Origin of the sequence: Streptomyces akebiae, assembly GCF_019599145.1 — a bacterium.
Lineage (GTDB): Bacteria > Actinomycetota > Actinomycetes > Streptomycetales > Streptomycetaceae > Streptomyces > Streptomyces akebiae.
Genome location: NZ_CP080647.1, coordinates 3976260 through 3992477 on the forward strand (window position 1 = coordinate 3976260; position 16218 = coordinate 3992477).

The following is a 16218-nucleotide window of genomic DNA, read 5'->3' on the forward strand; positions in this document are numbered from 1 at the left end:
AACGTTTCATCACAACCTATGCCCCATTCAGACGTTTTTGTTCCCATTTATTGGTGTCTGAGGCTAGATTCGCAATGAGTCATATTTTCATCTCCTTAGATAGTCGATGTACGGTCATGGGCAACATCTCCTCCCAGAACGGCAACAAGGGGACACGCAATGGCAGATTTCTCCCGCCTTCCCGGACCGAACGCTGATCTGTGGGACTGGCAGCTCCTCGCGGCGTGCCGCGGGGTCGACAGCTCACTCTTCTTCCACCCCGAAGGAGAACGCGGTGCGGCACGGAGCGCTCGTGAGAACTCGGCCAAAGAGGTCTGCATGCGATGCCCGGTACGCGCGCAGTGCGCGGCCCACGCCCTCGCGGTGCGCGAGCCGTACGGCGTGTGGGGCGGGCTGACCGAGGACGAGCGCGAGGAGCTCATGGGCAGGGCGCGCCACCGGCTGGTGACGGCGTCCGCGCCCGGATCCGACGCAGGTTCGAACACCTGAAGGAACGTTTTTGCAAGATCCCGGCGCCGGTCGTACGGCAGGTGCGTCGGGACGGTCCGGCGCTACGCCGGAACCCGTGCGGGCGCTAGCGCGCGGCCGCTCCGGCCAGCCGGTCCAGCGTCGCCGCGACCGTGGGTACCAGGGCCAGATCCGGCAGGGTGAGCGCCACGATCTCCCGGTGCACCACCGGCTCGACCGACACCGTCCGCACCCCCTTCGGACGTACGGACTCCACGGCCAGCTCCGGCAGTACGGCGACCCCCAGCCCCGCGCCCACCAGACCGACCACCGCCGGGTAGTCGTCGGTCGCGAAGTCGATCCGGGGCGTGAACCCCGCGCTCTCGCAGACCCGCACCAGCTGCCCCCGGCAGCGCGGGCAGCCGGCGATCCAGGATTCCTCGGCGAGCTCCCCGATGCCGATGGAGCGTGCTCGGGCCAGCCGGTGCCCCTGCGGGACGAGCCCGACGAGCCGGTCCGTGAGCAGGGGGCGCACGACCAGGTCGTCCCACTCCCCCTCCTCGGCTGCGGCCGCGCTCTCGTAGCGGAAGGCGAGCGCGATGTCGCAGTCGCCGTCGCGGAGCATCTCGACCGAGCGCGGCGGTTCGGCCTCCTCCAGGGAGACCCGGGTGCCGGGGTGGGCCGCGCGCAGGGCCGCCAGTGCGGTGGGCACGAGGGTGGAGCTGCCGCTGGGGAAGGAGACCAGGCGGACCCGGCCGGCGCGCAGCCCGGCGATGGCGGCGACCTCCTCCTCGGCCGCGGTGAGCCCGGCGAGGATGCCGGCCGCGTGCCGTACCAGCGCCTCGCCCGCCTGGGTCAGCCGCATCTCGCGGCCGGTACGGACCAGCAGCGGGGTGCCCACGGAGGATTCGAGCGCCTTCATCTGCTGGCTGACGGCGGGCTGGGTGCAGCCGAGTTCACGTCCGGCCGCCGAGAAGGAACCGGTGGCGGCGACGGCGCGCAGGACACGGAGATGGCGGGCCTCGATCACGCCGTCGAGCATAAGCGGGGCTTGGACGGCGTACTGAATATCGCGTCGACGCTTTGACTACGGCCGCGTACTCGTACCTGTATGAAGCTTCTGTCAGTCAACTTCTCGACCCTCGAAGGACCGAGTTTGTCGACTCGGTCCGAAGGGCGTTGATTGCAGGTGGAGCGTGACTGGCTGCCACGTGGTCCCCTGCGTCCGGTGCGGCAAGCCGCACTGGGGCGATTGACTGCGCCCCGCTGCCACACGTCCCGAAGGACGAGGGAGTCGCCGCGAGCCGCCTCCGGGCGTCTCAAGTCTGTTCGGGCTGGTCCTCGCGTGGAAACCGTGTCCCCACCGGCGTGTGGTTCGTGCCTTCTCGCTCGCAGTCCCGTGGGGGTTACGCTACCGCGTCCGAGGGTGGTGTTCGCCTTGGAGGCGAAATCCCGTTCCGGGTCCTGCTCCACGGGGAGTTCGATTCCTCCCGGGCGTGAACGGCAGCAGGTCAAGCGCTTCACGCGCCAGGGCGCGCCCGGCGCGTATCTGCGGGTGATCCGGCCGGGCGAGATCAGCGCGGGCGACCCGATCGAGATCGTCCACCGCCCGGACCACGACATCACCGTGGCCCTCGCCTTCCGCGCCACGATGAACGAACACGAGCTGCTGCCACGGCTGTTGGCGGCGGGTGAGGCACTGCATACGGAGCTGTTGGAGGTGGCGCGGAAGTACGTGGCGAAGCAGGGGTGACGGGCCGGTCGGGGGCAGGGGGCCGGTGAAGCCGCCACGCCGGTGCGGGTGTTCACCGGGGTGCCGGCGAACTGGCTGGTGAACGTGCGGTGGAGCAATCGGACGCGCACCCTCCAGGTCACTACGCTTGCGCCATGACAACGGCTCTGATTACGGGATCGACCGCGGGGATCGGTGCCGCCTTCGCGCGGCGCCTGGCGGCGGACGGGCACAACCTGGTGCTGGTGGCGCGTGACACCAAGCGGCTGCGGGAGCAGGCGACCGAGTTGCACGACCGGCACGGCATCGAGGCGGAGGTGCTGACGGCGGACCTCGCGACGGACGACGGCATCGAGACGGTGGCGCGGCGGCTGGCGGACCGGAAGAACCCGGTCGACCTGCTGATCAACAACGCCGGCTTCGGCAACAAGGGCCGTTACCTCGATGTCGCCATGGCCGACGAGCTGCGGATGCTCAAGGTCCACTGCGAGGCGGTCCTGCGCCTCACCTCGGCGGCCGCCGAGGCCATGCGTGAGCGCGGCCGGGGTGGTGTGGTGAACGTGGCGTCGGTCGCGGCCTTCGTGCCGCGCGGCACGTACGGGGCGTCGAAGGCGTGGGTCGTGCAGTTCACCCAGGGTGCCGCGCGCGATCTGGCCGGCACCGGGGTGCGGCTGATGGCCCTCTGCCCCGGCTTCGTCCGTACCGAGTTCCACGACCGGGCCGGCATGGGCACCGACAACATCCCCTCCTGGATGTGGCTCGACGCCGACAAGCTCGTCACCGCCGCCCTCGCCGACCTCGCCCGCGGCAGGTCCGTCTCCATCCCGGACCCCCGCTACAAGGCCCTGATGGGTGTGGTGAAGGTGGTGCCTCGCGGGCTGCTGGGCGGGATCACCTCGAAGACGGGACGGAAGTACGGGCCGCAGCAGTAGCGGTTCGGTCCCCGGGAACGCTCCAGCGGGTGAGAGGGCGGCGTCCCGGCGCGACAATGGAGCTGTTCATCCGGACCCAGGGGGGTCGGGAGGCGGTGTGTCATGACATTCGTGCAGCTCATCGACTGCAGGACCAGCCGGTTCGACGAGATGAACCGGCTGATGGACACCTGGGTGGAGCAGACCAAGGGAAAGCGGACCGCTACGCACAGCGTGATCGGCAAGGACCGCTCGGACGGGTCGCACCTCGTGGAGATCGTGGAGTTCCCCTCGTACGAGGAGGCGATGCGGAACTCCGGGCTGCCGGAGACGGAGCGGATCTTCCAGGAGATGGTGGCGCTGTGCGACGAGATGCCCACGTTCACCGATCTGGACGTGGTGCGCGACGAGCAGTTGTACGCGGCCACCGCGCGGCGGTTCCTCGCGACCATCGCCACGAAGGGCGAACTGCCGCCGCTCCACGATCTGCTCGTGGAGGACTACCACGACCACGTTCCCTCCGGGGAGCCCGACGCCATCGGGATGGACGCGTTCAGGCGGACCTGCGAGGAGTGGCGGCGCGGCTTCGACTTCGAGTTCACCGTGGAGGACCAGATCGCGCAGGGTGACCGGGTGTGCACCCGGTGGACCTGGGACGCGACCCACAAGGGGGACTTCGTCGGGATTCCGGCCAGTGGACGGACGGTCCGGATGACGGGGACGGTCATTCACCGGTGCGCGTCCGACGGGAAGATCGCCGAGGGCTGGTGGGAGTACGACCGGCTCGGGCTGATGGGTCAGTTGGGCGCGCTCGACGACCTGGAGAAGTGACCTGGAGGACCGGCCCGGCGAAGGAGGCGGTGACGCGGGGCGGTGACGCGGGAAGGCCCGGCACCCCTCGCGGGGTGCCGGGCCTCGCCTACGGCTTCACCGACGTCGTACGTCAGTGGGAGTGGCCGTGACCGTGGCCGTGGCCCGCGTCGGCCGGCTCCTCTTCCTTCTTCTCGACGACCAGGGTCTCGGTCGTGAGGAGGAGGGAGGCGATGGAGGCGGCGTTCTCCAGGGCGGAGCGGGTGACCTTGACCGGGTCGATGACGCCCTGCTTGACCAGGTCGCCGTACTCGCCGGTGGCGGCGTTGAAGCCCTGGCCCTTGTCGAGCTCGGCGACCTTGGAGGTGATGACGTAGCCCTCCAGGCCGGCGTTCTCGGCGATCCAGCGCAGCGGCTCGACGGCGGCCTTGCGGACGACCGCGACACCCGTGGCCTCGTCGCCGGTCTTGCCGAGGTTGCCCTCCAGGACCTTCACGGCGTGGACGAGCGCGGAGCCACCACCGGAGACGATGCCCTCCTCGACCGCGGCGCGGGTCGCGGAGATGGCGTCCTCCAGACGGTGCTTCTTCTCCTTCAGCTCCACCTCGGTGGCGGCGCCGACCTTGATGACGCACACGCCGCCGGCCAGCTTGGCGAGGCGCTCCTGGAGCTTCTCGCGGTCCCAGTCGGAGTCCGTGTTCTCGATCTCGGCCTTGATCTGGGCGACGCGGCCCTGGACCGCACCGGAGTCACCGGCGCCGTCGACGATCGTGGTGTCGTCCTTGGTGACGGTGACGCGGCGGGCGGAGCCGAGCACGTCGAGACCGACCTGGTCGAGCTTGAGGCCGACCTCCTCGGAGATGACCTCGGCGCCGGTCAGCGTCGCCATGTCCTGCAGCATCGCCTTGCGACGGTCGCCGAAGCCGGGGGCCTTGACGGCGACCGCGTTGAAGGTGCCGCGGATCTTGTTGACGACCAGGGTCGACAGGGCCTCGCCCTCGACGTCCTCGGCGATGATCAGCAGCGGCTTGGAGGCGTTGGCCTGGATGACCTTCTCCAGCAGCGGCAGCAGGTCGGCGATGGAACCGATCTTGCCCTGGTGGATGAGGATGTACGGGTCGTCGAGGACGGCCTCCATACGCTCCTGGTCCGTCACGAAGTACGGCGACAGGTAGCCCTTGTCGAAGGCCATGCCCTCGGTGAAGTCCAGCTCCAGACCGAAGGTGTTGGACTCCTCGACGGTGATGACACCGTCCTTGCCGACCTTGTCCATCGCCTCGGCGATGAGCTCGCCGACCTGCGTGTCCTGGGCGGACAGACCGGCGACGGCGGCGATGTCGGACTTCTCGTCGATCGGGCGGGCGGTCGCGAGGAGCTCCTCGGAGACCGCGGCGACGGCGGCGTCGATGCCCTTCTTCAGGGCGGCCGGGGAGGCACCGGCGGCGACGTTCTTCAGGCCCTCGCGCACCAGAGCCTGGGCGAGCACGGTGGCGGTGGTGGTGCCGTCACCAGCGATGTCGTTGGTCTTGGTCGCCACCTCCTTCACCAGCTGGGCACCGAGGTTCTCGTACGGGTCCTCGACCTCGACCTCGCGGGCGATGGTCACACCGTCGTTGGTGATGGTGGGGGCGCCGAACTTCTTGTCGATGACGACGTTGCGGCCCTTGGGGCCGATCGTCACCTTGACCGTGTCGGCAAGCTTGTTGACGCCGCGCTCGAGGGCGCGACGGGCGTCCTCGTCGAACTTCAGGATCTTCGCCATGGGAGCGGTTCAGCCCTCTCGGAAAACGTGGGTGAAACGAACTGCGCCCCCGACGCCCGGCTGATTAGTGGTCGCGGGGGCCAAGGGCGCAGCTCAAAAGCAAGGTGCTTCGGTGAGGAAGCGGGCGAACTACTTCTCGACGATCGCGAGCACGTCGCGAGCCGAGAGGACGAGGTACTCCTCGCCGTTGTACTTCACCTCGGTGCCGCCGTACTTGCTGTACAGCACGATGTCGCCGACGGAGACGTCGAGCGGCAGCCGCTGGCCGTCCTCGAAGCGGCCCGGACCCACGGCGAGGACGACGCCCTCCTGGGGCTTCTCCTTCGCGGTGTCCGGGATGACCAGGCCAGAGGCGGTGGTCTGCTCGGCGTCGAGCGGCTGGACCACAATGCGGTCCTCGAGCGGCTTGATGGCAACCTTGGAGCTGGTGGTCGTCACGATCCGACCTCCCCCTTCGGAGATCTCACGGGGTTAACTGTCTGAGGTGGCGACCAGGTGGATCCGTCGTCGCGGGTGCCGGACCTGCCCGTCGCGTTGTTGGCACTCTCCCGGGGGGAGTGCCAGACCTGAGACTATGACCGCGATTAGCACTCGGTCAAGCGGACTGCTAATCGAGCGGGTTGCGGCGGGTCGTCGGGCGGGGTGCGGGAGGGTCCCGGTGCGGGGTGCGGGAGGGTCGCCCATCCGGTTGTGGCGGGGCGTTCAGAGGTAGTCCTCCAGGCGGCCGACCGTCAGGCCCTGCTCCTGGACGCGGCGCAGCAGCCGGGTCGTCATCTCCGTGAGGGTGGTGCCCTTCAGCTGGTCCGGGCCCCGGAAGCCGGCGAGGACGATGTCGCCGGGGCGGAGGCGGTGGCCGACGGCGTAGCGGAGGTCGTGGATCTGCATGGACGCGCGCCACAGGACGACCGCGGAGAGGCCGCAGTCGGCGGCCGCGCGGAGCGTGGTGCTGTCGTAGACGCCGTAGGGCGGGCGGAAGAGGGTCGGCCGGACGCCGAAGCGCTGCTTGAGCTTGTTCTGCTGGCCGCAGATCTCGGCGCGCTGTCCGGCGTACGGCAGGCCGCGCAGGGCGGTGTGGTCGAGCGTGTGGTTCTGCACGGTCGCGCCGACCGCCCGCAGCCGTGCGAAGTGGCCGTATCCGGGTCCCACGACACTGTCCGTCAGGAACATGCTCACCGGCAGCCGCAGCTCACGCACCATGTCGACGAACCGGGGGTCCTTCTCGGCCCCGTCGTCGTACGTGAGGAAGACGACCTTGTCCCGGGTGGGGACGCGATCGACGACGGGCAGCGGGCCCGGCCCGGCAGCGCGGGGCAGGGGCCGTCGGTCGGGGTGCTCGGGCGCGGGGGCGAGGGGGGCGGGGAGGCCCCAGCGGCGGTGCGGGGGTGGTGATGCGTGGGGGTGGAGGTGGGGGCGCGGATGGGTGTGCGTGCGGGCGGGGTTGTGCGCGCGGGGGTGGGGAGGTGCGGGGCTGTGGTTCGCGGGTCCGCCCGCGCCGGGCGCGGGGGCCGTCGGGGCCGGTGCCTGCGCCGGGTCTCGGCCCCGCCCCGGCGCTTCGGTCCCCGGCCCCGAGCCCGTGGCGTCGGCCGCGCATCCGGCGAGAAGCAGAGCGGCGAGGGCCGTGAGGGCGGAGAGGACGGTCAGGGCGCGGGCGCCGGGCGTGCGGGCCGGTGGGACGCGCGTCCCCCGGCGCCCCCTCCGGTGCGCCCTTCGCCCGCCTCCGTCGGCCCTCACAGGTAGTCCTCCAACCTCGCCACCGCGTACCCCTCTGCGGTGACCAGGTTCAGGAAGCGGCGGATCATGTCGGGCATGGTGCCCTTCCATTCGGACGTGCCCCGGAAGTGGCTGAGGACGATGTCGCCGGGGCGGAGTTCACGGTTCGCCTCGCGGTAGTCCCAGCGGTCGACGAAGACCTCCTCGTTCCACAGGGGGACGGCCTCGATGCCGCAGGTCCTGGCGGCGCGGAGGGTGTCCCGGTCGTAGCTGCCGTACGGCGGCCGGAAGAGGGTGGGCCGGGTCCCGTACCGCTTCTCGATCACGTCCTGCATCCCGCAGATCTCGTGCTTCTGCGCGGCGTAGGAGAGCGTGGGCAGGTGGCGGTGGCGGAGGGTGTGGTTGTGGAGGGCGACGCCACGGTCCCGCATCCGCTCGAAGTAGCCGTAGTCCTCCTTGATCAGGTAGTCGCTGAGGAAGGCGGTGTACGGGATCCGCAGGTCGGTCATCATCCGCAGGAACGCCGGGTCCTTCTCGGCGCCGTCGTCGATGGTCAGGAAGACGACCTTCTGACGGGTGGGGACGGTGGTGAAGACCGGAGGGAGGCCGTCCTCGACATGACCGTCGACCTCGAACCCCTTGCGGGTCCTCAGCTCGGGCTTCGTCGCCGGCGGCGCGGGCGCGCTCAGCGGCACCCTCGCGAGCCCCCAGCGCTTCGCGGCGGCGACCCGCGCGGCGTGCGCCCGGCGCACCTTCCCGGCGTACGTGTCGAGCGCCCGGGCTGCGGGCGCGTCGAGCTGCCGCCCACCGTGCTGCCGCGCCCTGCCCTGCCCGCGCTGCTGGCCGTGTGCGGGCCCGGCGGTCCCGGCGGTCGGCCCTGCCTCGGCGGCGCCTCGGCGCCCGGCGGAGCCCCGCTCCGAGGCCTCCTCGGCGCCTCCCCCGCCGCACCCGGACACGACGGCCGCGAGGGCGAGCAGCGCGATGCCGCCACGGACGCCTGACCTCCCCCTCCCGATCGACCACTTCGCGTTCTTTACATCATTTTGTCGTACGAATCGCATGGCGCCGCATCCTCGCAGGGCGGCCCGCCTCCACCGCCCCGACACCGCCACCGTCCCCCGACCATCCACCGACTGGCCCACACCGCCCTCCCCCTGGCCCCCGCCCCGGCCCCCTGACCGACAATGACCCGGTGAACGACCTCGACCCCGCCACCTTCCTCGCCCCCCTCCTCACCCCCGAGGGCCGCGCCCTCCTCGACGAGGTGCGCGACACCGAGCCGGCACGGGAGCTGGCCGTGGCGACCCGGCTGCGCCGCGACCACCCGGCGGAACTGGTCTCGGCGGCACTGGCACAGGCCCGGCTGCGGCAGCGGGCGGTGGCGAAGTTCGGCGCGGCGGACGCGGAGCGGATGTTCTTCACGCCGAACGGGGTCGAGCAGTCGACCAGGACGAGCGTGGCGACGTACCGGGCCGAGTGCTTCCGGGCGCTGGGCGTGCGCTCCGTCGCCGATCTGTGCTGCGGGATCGGCGGGGACGCGATCGCGTTCGCGCGCGCCGGGATCCGGGTGCTGGCCGTCGACCATGACCCGCTGACCGTGGCGGTGGCCCGCGCCAACGCCGAGGCGCTCGGGCTCACCGAGCTGGTCGAGGTGCGCGAGGCGGATGTGACGGAGGTGGACACGGCCGGGTACGAAGCCGTGTTCGTCGACCCCGCCCGGCGTTCCTCCAAGCGCGGCCGGATCTTCGACCCGGAGGCCTACTCCCCGCCCCTGTCCTGGGCGGTGTCGGCGGCGCTGAAGGCCCCGCTCGGCGCGCTGAAGATCGCGCCCGGCATCCCCCACGAGGCGATCCCCCCGGAGGCCGAGGCCGAGTGGATCTCCGACGGTGGGGACGTGAAGGAGGCCGTGCTCTGGTTCCGTGCGAACGGGACACCGGGGGCGCGGCGGGCGATGCTGCTGCCCGCCGGGGCCGGCATCCGCGCCACCCCCGACACCATGCTGCCCGACCCCCCGGTCCGTCCGGTGGGCCGGTACCTGTACGAACCCGACGGCGCCGTGATCCGCGCCCACCTGGTCGCCCAGGTCGCCGAGGATCTGCGGGGCGGGCTGATCGACCCCACGATCGCCTATGTCACCGCCGACGAGCACCATGTCACCCCGTACGCCACCGCGTACGAGATCACCGACCGGCTCCCGTTCAACGTGAAGAAGTTGAAGGCCCTGCTGCGGGAGCGCGAGGTCGGCATCCTCACCGTGAAGAAGCGGGGGTCGGCGGTGGAGCCGGAGGAACTGCGCAAGAAGGTCAAGCCGCAGGGGCGCAATGCGGCGACGGTCTTCCTGACCCGGGTCGCCGGCGCCCCGACGATGCTGATCGGCCGCCCGGCGTAGTTCGCGGGGCTCGGCCGGGGCCGCCGCTGGGACCCTAGGCACCCCCGCCCGCCCGCAGCACCGTGGTGACCGGTCGCACGACTCCCGGCACCGCCGCGGCCCTTGGCACCCCGTCACCGGCCCCTTGGCACCCCGCTGCCGACTCTCGGTGCCCCGTTGCCGACTCTCAGTGCCCCGCTGCGGCCCCGTGGTGGGCCGTCGCGGATCGCGCCCCGCCGCGCCCCACCGCTGCCCGTCGCACCCATCGCGCCCATCGCCACCCGCCGCGCCCGCCGCGCCCGCCGCGCCCGCCGCGCCCGTCGCGCGGCTCCCCGGACATCCTCGCGGGCCACCGCGCTCAAGCGCACAACTCCTCGCAGCGTCACTCACCGCAGCCCACCACCCCCCGCCGCGCGAACGCATGCGAACGCAGCGCCCGACCATCCAGCGCGCCCCCGCCCCGTCGCCCGGCTACGGCTTCCCCGGACATCCACGACCCACCGCGCCCACCGACGCACCGCGCCCAGCCACACAACACCTCACCGCATCACCCGCAGCCGACCACACCCCGTCACCGCAGCCCCAGCAGCCGCACACCCACCCGGCCCCTCGGCCCCACGCGCTGCCCGACCGCCTCTCGTCCCGCTCCCCCTCCCCGCTCCTTCAGTCACCCTCCTCCGCCCGCGCCAGCAGCAGTGCGCGCTCCCTCTCGTTCCGGGCCAGTCCGGCCGCCCGTACGAACTCGGCGCGGGCCTCCTCCGTGCGGCCCAGCCTGTGCAGCAGGTCCCCGCGCACGCTCGGCAGCAAGTGGTAGTCGCGCAGGGCGGGTTCGGCGGCGAGGGCGTCCACGATCTCCAGGGCGGGGGCGGGGCCCTCGGCCATGGAGACCGCGACCGCGCGGTTCAGTTCGACCACGGGGGACGGGGCGCGGGCGGCCAGCAGGCCGTACAGGGTGGCGATCCTCGGCCAGTCCGTCTCCTCGTAGGCGTACGCCTGGGCGTGGCACGCGGCGATGGCCGCCTGGAGGGCGTACGGGCCCGGGGCGCCGTGCGCGGCGGCCGTGGCGCGGCCGAGGGCGGTGAAGCCCCGGGCGATGAGCAGGCGGTTCCAGCGGCGGCGGTCCTGGTCCCGCAGCAGGACCGGCGCACCGGAGGGCCCCGTGCGGGTGGCCGCCCGCGACGCCTGGAGCTCCAGCAGGGCCGCCAGGCCGTGAACTTCGGGCTCCTTGGGCATCAACTGGGCCAGGACGCGCGCCAGTCGGAGGGCGTCCTCGCAGAGGGCGGGGCGCAGCAGGTCGTCGCCCGCGGTGGCCGCGTACCCCTCGTTGAAGATCAGGTAGATGACCTCCAGCACGGAGTCGAGGCGGGCCTCACGGTCGGGGCCGTACGGCACCTCGAAGGCGACGTTCTTCGTGGCCAGCGTGCGCTTGGCGCGGACGATGCGCTGGGCGATCGTCGGCTCGGGCGCCAGGAAGGCACGGGCGATCTCGGCGGTGGTCAGGCCGCCGAGGAGGCGCAGGGTGAGGGCGATGCGGGCCTCGGCGTTCAACACCGGGTGGCAGGCCGTGAAGACCAGGCGGAGCAGGTCGTCGTCGATGTCGTCCGGGTCGGACGGCTGGTCGAGGTACGGCCCCGCCGCCTCCAGGTCGCGCCCCACCTCGGCGAGCTTGCGCGCGTACCGCTCCCGGCGGCGTACGAGGTCGATCGCCCGGTGCTTGGCCGTGGCCATGAGCCAGGCACCCGGGTTGTCGGGCACCCCGTCCCTCGGCCACCGCTCCAGCGCGGCGACCAGCGCGTCCTGCGCCAGCTCCTCCGCGATCCCGACGTCCTTCACGATCCGTGCGACACCGGCGATGACTCGGGGCGACTCGATGCGGAAGACGGTCTCCAGGTCCGTGTCCGGGTTGGGGCCCGGGTTCGGGTCGGGGCGTGCGTCCGGGTTCGGGTCGGGGCGGGCGTCCGGGTTCGGGTCGGGGTGGGGGTCCATGGTGGGCTGTGGGGTCACAGCCCACCATCAGACACGACATCCCCGGCGCCCGAGAAGCGGCCCCGCCAGGCGGGCTCAGCCCTCCATGATCTCGCGCACCTCGCACGTCACCGTCCAGTGCTCCTCGTGCACCTTCAGGAAGCGCTTGGTCCACTCGACCGCCTCGGCCATGTCCTTGCACTGCATGAGCGCGTAGCCGCCGACGACCTCCTTGGACTCGGTGAACGGCCCGTCCGTGACGGAGATCTTCCCGCCCTCCCAGTGGACCCGGGTCCCCTGCGCGGTCGGCGTCAGCCCGGCGGTGTCGAGCATGACGCCCGCCTTGGTGATCTCCTCCAGCAGCTCCCCCATCCGCTGCATCAGCTCGGGGCTGGGCCCCTCGGCGGGGGCGTTCTTCTCGTCGATCTGAACCAGCGACAGATAGCGCGGCATGGTGACTCCTACGGCATCGGCGAGCGGGGCTCGTCCCCGACTCTCACCCATGCGTCGAACGCCCGCACCCGGGATCGACACGGCCGCCGAAATTTTCCCGGAGAATTTTCTCGCCCTACTTCAGCGACTCCCACAGCCGGCTCGCCTCCGGCTCGTCCGCCACCACCCGGTTGCGGTCGTACGGGGCCGTGACCACCGGCATCATCACGGTTCTCGTGTCGGCGGAGGACAGGCCCTTCACGCTCTCGCCCAGCCTCGTCAGTTCGGTGAGGGAGTCCAGGCCGGTGTCCGTCGTCAGGCTTCCGGTGATCGCGTCGGCGGCCCGGTAGAGCCGGGCGGGGTTGGTCAGCAGGTCGGTCGAGGAGATCTGGTCCAGGAGGGCCTTGACCAGTTTCTGCTGGAGGCCGATGCGGCCGAGGTCGCTGCCGTCGCCGATGCCGTGGCGGGTGCGGGCGAGGGCGAGGGCCTGCTCCCCGTCCAGGTGGTGGGTGCCGGCGCGCAGGCTCAGATGGCTGTCCTCGTCGTCGATGTCCTCGTCGGTGGTGACCGTGACGCCGCCGAGGGCGTCGACGAGCTTCGCGAAGCCGGAGAAGTCGATCTCGATGTAGTGGTCCATGCGGACGTCCGTCATCGACTCGACGGTCTTGACCGCGCAGACCGGGCCGCCGACCGCGTACGCGCTGTTGAACATCACGTTGTACGCCACCGCCGTCGAACCGCCCGACTCAGTCGGGCAGGACGGGCGGGTGACGAGGGTGTCGCGGGGGATGCTGACGACCGTCGCCCCGGTGCGTCCCTCGTCGATGTGGACGACCATCGCCGTGTCGGAGCGCGCCCCCGCGCCCTCGTCGCCGCCGCCGAGTTCCGCGTTCTCCTTGCCGCTGCGGGAGTCGGAGCCGAGGACAAGGATGTTCAGGGCGCCGCTCGGCAGGGCCTCGGCGGTGGCCGACGCGGACGGCTCGGGGGAGGAACGGATCTTCGCGGGGCGGTTGTCGCCGAGGGCGGCGTCGATGTCGACGCTGTCGATGTTGTCGTTGAGCCGCCAGAACGCCCAGCCCGCTCCGCCCGCACCGACCACGAGGACCGCGGCGAGGAGGCCACCGGCGATCTTCAGCCGGCGCCGCCGTCTGCCGGGGTCCCCGCCGCCGTCCCCGAACGCGCTTTCTTCACCCTTCACGCGCAGGAACTTACGTCCGAATTGTTACGGGCAGAACCTCATGCCGCCTTTCCTTCGGAAATTCTCAGACTTCTCATCCCTCCGGAGTCACTTTCAGCCCAGCGTCACCGTGGGCACCGGATTGCTCCCGCTCCACGTGCCGTTGAAGCCGAAGGTCACCGAACCGCCGCTCGGTACGCTCCCGTTCCAGGAGGCGTTGGAGCAGCTGACGGCCGTACCGGTCTGTGCGCAGCTCGCGTTCCAGGCCTGGCCGACCTGCTGTCCCGCCCCGAACGTCCAGGCGACCCGCCAGGAGGGAAGCGAGGATCCGGCGGCGCAGCGGATGGTCACCTCGCCGGTGAAGCCGGTGTTCCACTGGTTCGCGACGCGGTACGAGGCCGCGCAGCCGTCCGTCGACGGCGGGGGTGTCGTGCCCGTCCCGCCCAGGCCGGTGGCGATGCCGTAGTACGCGGGCTTCGGTGCGTAGTTCTCGTCGTACGGGGTCGCCGCGCCCTCGCCCGGGAACGTGTCCGGGATCCAGGAGTCGGAGTCGGTGAAGCCCCAGACCGTCACGCCGGTGCAGCGGGTCACGGCGACGCAGGCCTTCACCACGGCGTCGTACTCGGTGCGCTGCTGCGCCAACTTGGCTGCGGTGGCGGGCAGTTGCATACGGATGTCGAGTTCGGTGATGGCCACGTCCACGCCCAGGTCGGCGAAGCGCTGGATGTTCTGCTGGAGCGTGGACGGGACCTGTCCGAGGATCAGGTGGGCCTGGAGGCCGACCCCGTCGATGGGGACGCCGCGTGCCTTGAGGTCGCGGACCAGGTTGTAGAGGGCCGTGCTCTTCGCGTTGACGCCCTCGACGTTGTAGTCGTTGATGTAGAGCTTGGCGGCCGGGTCGGCGGCGCGGGCGGCGGTTAGGGCCTGGGCGATGTAGTCGGCGCCGAGGCCGTTGTACCAGAGGGTCTGGCGGTAGGTGCCGTCCTCGTTGAACGGTTCGTTCACCACGTCCCAGGCGGCCAGCCGGCCCTTGTAGCGGCCGACCTCCAGGGCGATGTGGTCGTTCATCAGCTGGCCGAGCTGGGCGGACGTCCAGGTGCCGTTGGTCAGCCAGCTCGGGTTCTGGCTGTGCCAGACGAGGGTGTGGCCGCGTACGTCCTGGTCGTGGGCCTCGGCGAAGTCGACGATCTGGTCGGCCTCGGCCCAGTTGTAGTTGCCTCGTGTGGGTTCGACGGAGCCCCACTTCATGGCGTTGCCGGGGGTGAGCCAGTTGAACTCGCGGCCCGCGATGTCGCCGTAGGTGCCGGTGAGCTTCGAGCCGGTCACCGCCGTGCCGAGGGCCTTGCCCTTGGTGGCGGCGAGGTCGCGCAGGGGCGGGTCCGCCGCGTGGGCTGCCGGAGCCGCGAGCAGCAGGGCGGCGAGTGCGGTGGCGCCGGTGAACAGGGCGGCGCACCGGGTGAGCAGGGGGGTTCTGGAGGTTCTGGAGGTTCTCATGGCGGGTGCCTCCGAAAGTTTCGGTTGTGCAACCGATTGACTGCGGAGGAGTGTGGAGGGGGTTGTCTCACTCGTCAATACATCAACTTCCGGCCAGGCCGTCACTTGCGGGATGCCGGGTCACGCGGGATGCGGGGTCACGCGAGGTGCGGGTCACGCGAGGTGCGCGTCTGCCGGGATGGGCTCGTCGTGGCCGACCACCGCGCCGTCGTGGCTCGTCGCGCCCACGCGGCGGAGCCGCTCATCGACTCGGCCCCGCTCCCTGGAAGGCGGCTCCGCCGGCCTTTCAGGGCGCGGTCGGCGGCGTTCCCGTGCTGCTCCGCACCACCAGGCTCGTCGCCAGTTCCACCCGGGTCGCGGCCGAGGAACCCTCCTGGCGGCCGAGGTCGAGGACGAGTCGGGCCGCCGCCTCGGCCATCTCCATCAGGGGCTGGCGCACGGTCGTCAGCGGCGGCCCCACCCAACGGGCCACCGGCAGGTCGTCGAAGCCGACGACACTGAGGTCCTCCGGGATGCGCAGGCCCAGTTCGCGGGCCGCCTCGTAGAGGCCGAGGGCCTGGAGGTCGTTGCCGGCGAAGACGGCGGTCGGGCGGTCGGGGCGGCGCAGCAGTTCCAGCCCCAGCCGGTAGCCCGTCTCGTGGTGGAAGTCCCCGGCCTTGATCAGGTCGGCGGCGACCGGCAGCCCGGCGGTCTCCAGCGCGGCCCGGTAGCCGTCGACCCGGGCGCGGCTGCAGATCATCCGCGAGGGTCCGCTGATGGCGCCGATCCGTCGGTGGCCGAGTTCGACGAGGTGGCGGGTGGCGGCCAGACCCCCCTGCCAGTTGGTGGCGCCGATCGAGGGCACGTCGTCGCCGGGGTCGCCCGCCGGGTCCATCACCACGAACGGGATGGATCGGCTGGTCAGCAGCGCGCGCTGGGACTCGTCGAGCCCGGACAGGACGAGGACGACCCCGTGCGGGCGGCGCGCGGCGACCTGGTCGGCCCAGGTGCGGCCGGGGGTGAGCCGCCCCGCGCTCTCGGAGAGGACGACGCTCAGGCCCTCCTCCCGCGCGATGTTCTCCACGCCCCGGATGACCTCCATGGCCCAGGCGCTCTCCAGCTCGTGGAAGACCAGGTCGATGAGGGGGGACCGGGTGGCCTCGGCGCGTCGGCGACGGTAGCCGTACTCGCGCAGCAGTTCCTCGACACGGGTGCGCGTGGCGGGCGCGACGTCCGCGCGGCCGTTGAGCACCTTCGAAACAGTCGGAGCCGACACGCCGGCCTGGCGGGCGATCTCGGCGAGCGTCGCGGTCTGCGTGGAGTGCGACGCGCGCGTTCTTGTCTGGATTTCCTCGGGCTTCGCGGGCTTCATATGCGGGATCGTATCCCTGCGCGACCCCTTGACGAACCCTTTCGACGGCCATACGTTCC

General features: G+C 71.5%; 15 protein-coding genes and 1 pseudogene. 6 read left to right on the top strand and 10 right to left on the bottom strand.

The window, feature by feature from the left end:
• Positions 1-159: 159 nt before the first annotated feature.
• A complete protein-coding gene (locus K1J60_RS16900; protein WP_220646949.1) occupies positions 160-489 on the top strand; it encodes a WhiB family transcriptional regulator in 330 nt (109 codons plus the stop codon).
• Positions 490-574: 85 nt separating this feature from the next.
• Here K1J60_RS16900 and K1J60_RS16905 read toward each other — a convergent pair whose 3' ends face one another.
• Positions 575-1477 carry a LysR family transcriptional regulator gene (locus tag K1J60_RS16905; RefSeq protein WP_220646950.1) on the bottom strand — a complete coding sequence of 301 codons (903 nt, stop codon included), beginning with the start codon at positions 1475-1477 and terminating at the stop codon, positions 575-577.
• A 468-nt stretch (positions 1478-1945) separates the two neighbouring features.
• Here K1J60_RS16905 and K1J60_RS16910 point away from each other — a divergent pair.
• The 4 genes and pseudogenes from K1J60_RS16910 to K1J60_RS45870 form a co-directional block, all read left to right on the top strand.
• Positions 1946-2200 (top strand): annotated as a pseudogene (locus K1J60_RS16910) (MOSC domain-containing protein); the annotation flags it as partial.
• 134 nt (positions 2201-2334) lie between these two features.
• Entirely contained in the window at positions 2335-3111 is a 777-nt protein-coding gene (locus tag K1J60_RS16915) for an SDR family NAD(P)-dependent oxidoreductase (protein ID WP_220646951.1), read from the top strand.
• A gap of 102 nt (positions 3112-3213) precedes the next feature.
• Positions 3214-3921, top strand: a complete 708-nt coding sequence (locus K1J60_RS16920) for an ester cyclase (protein WP_220646952.1) — start codon at positions 3214-3216, stop codon at positions 3919-3921.
• Positions 3918-4052 carry a hypothetical protein gene (locus K1J60_RS45870; RefSeq protein ID WP_259407760.1) on the top strand — a complete coding sequence of 45 codons (135 nt, stop codon included), beginning with the start codon at positions 3918-3920 and terminating at the stop codon, positions 4050-4052. The genes K1J60_RS16920 and K1J60_RS45870 overlap by 4 nt, the downstream gene beginning before the upstream one ends.
• Here K1J60_RS45870 and groL read toward each other — a convergent pair.
• The 4 genes from groL to K1J60_RS16940 form a co-directional block, all read right to left on the bottom strand.
• Positions 4034-5662: a chaperonin GroEL gene (groL, locus tag K1J60_RS16925; protein WP_220646953.1), complete on the bottom strand. Its 1629-nt coding sequence runs from the start codon at positions 5660-5662 to the stop codon at positions 4034-4036. The genes K1J60_RS45870 and groL overlap by 19 nt on opposite strands.
• 129 nt (positions 5663-5791) lie before the next feature.
• Positions 5792-6100 carry a co-chaperone GroES gene (gene groES / locus K1J60_RS16930; protein ID WP_033527131.1) on the bottom strand — a complete coding sequence of 103 codons (309 nt, stop codon included), beginning with the start codon at positions 6098-6100 and terminating at the stop codon, positions 5792-5794.
• Positions 6101-6364: 264 nt separating this feature from the next.
• The gene (locus tag K1J60_RS16935; RefSeq protein ID WP_259408280.1) at positions 6365-7303 is read right to left on the bottom strand and encodes a polysaccharide deacetylase family protein; all 939 of its coding nucleotides are present in this window, start codon (positions 7301-7303) and stop codon (positions 6365-6367) included.
• An 86-nt stretch (positions 7304-7389) separates the two neighbouring features.
• On the bottom strand, positions 7390-8433 hold the full coding sequence (locus tag K1J60_RS16940) for a polysaccharide deacetylase family protein (RefSeq protein WP_220646955.1): 1044 nt from the start codon (positions 8431-8433) through the stop codon (positions 7390-7392).
• 131 nt (positions 8434-8564) lie between these two features.
• Between K1J60_RS16940 and K1J60_RS16945 the strand changes: the two genes are divergently transcribed.
• Complete coding sequence (locus K1J60_RS16945) at positions 8565-9761, top strand: class I SAM-dependent methyltransferase (protein WP_220646956.1); 1197 nt, start codon at positions 8565-8567, stop codon at positions 9759-9761.
• Between the two features lie 642 nt (positions 9762-10403).
• Here K1J60_RS16945 and K1J60_RS16950 read toward each other — a convergent pair.
• From K1J60_RS16950 to K1J60_RS16970, 5 genes are all read right to left on the bottom strand, one after another.
• Positions 10404-11744: an RNA polymerase sigma factor gene (locus tag K1J60_RS16950; protein WP_259407761.1), complete on the bottom strand. Its 1341-nt coding sequence runs from the start codon at positions 11742-11744 to the stop codon at positions 10404-10406.
• Between the two features lie 57 nt (positions 11745-11801).
• Complete coding sequence (locus K1J60_RS16955; RefSeq protein WP_033528377.1) at positions 11802-12158, bottom strand: YciI family protein; 357 nt, start codon at positions 12156-12158, stop codon at positions 11802-11804.
• A gap of 115 nt (positions 12159-12273) precedes the next feature.
• The gene (locus K1J60_RS16960) at positions 12274-13335 is read right to left on the bottom strand and encodes an LCP family protein (RefSeq protein WP_220646957.1); all 1062 of its coding nucleotides are present in this window, start codon (positions 13333-13335) and stop codon (positions 12274-12276) included.
• Between the two features lie 93 nt (positions 13336-13428).
• Positions 13429-14808 (bottom strand): endo-1,4-beta-xylanase, encoded by a 1380-nt coding sequence (locus tag K1J60_RS16965; RefSeq protein WP_220646958.1) that lies wholly within the window; start codon positions 14806-14808, stop codon positions 13429-13431.
• Between the two features lie 286 nt (positions 14809-15094).
• Positions 15095-16159 (bottom strand): LacI family DNA-binding transcriptional regulator, encoded by a 1065-nt coding sequence (locus tag K1J60_RS16970; RefSeq protein ID WP_220646959.1) that lies wholly within the window; start codon positions 16157-16159, stop codon positions 15095-15097.
• Positions 16160-16218 lie beyond the last annotated feature (59 nt).

Excerpts from the sequence above, each read along its gene's own strand:
- K1J60_RS16915 (WP_220646951.1), top strand. The coding sequence starts at position 2,335 with ATGACAACGGCTCTGATTACGGGATCGACCGCGGGGATCGGTGCCGCC.
- K1J60_RS16900 (WP_220646949.1), top strand. The coding sequence starts at position 160 with ATGGCAGATTTCTCCCGCCTTCCCGGACCGAACGCTGATCTGTGGGAC.
- K1J60_RS16970 (WP_220646959.1), bottom strand. The coding sequence starts at position 16,159 with ATGAAGCCCGCGAAGCCCGAGGAAATCCAGACAAGAACGCGCGCGTCG.
- K1J60_RS16940 (WP_220646955.1), bottom strand. The coding sequence starts at position 8,433 with ATGCGATTCGTACGACAAAATGATGTAAAGAACGCGAAGTGGTCGATC.
- K1J60_RS16920 (WP_220646952.1), top strand. The coding sequence starts at position 3,214 with ATGACATTCGTGCAGCTCATCGACTGCAGGACCAGCCGGTTCGACGAG.
- K1J60_RS16965 (WP_220646958.1), bottom strand. The coding sequence starts at position 14,808 with ATGAGAACCTCCAGAACCTCCAGAACCCCCCTGCTCACCCGGTGCGCC.
- groL (WP_220646953.1), bottom strand. The coding sequence starts at position 5,662 with ATGGCGAAGATCCTGAAGTTCGACGAGGACGCCCGTCGCGCCCTCGAG.
- K1J60_RS16955 (WP_033528377.1), bottom strand. The coding sequence starts at position 12,158 with ATGCCGCGCTATCTGTCGCTGGTTCAGATCGACGAGAAGAACGCCCCC.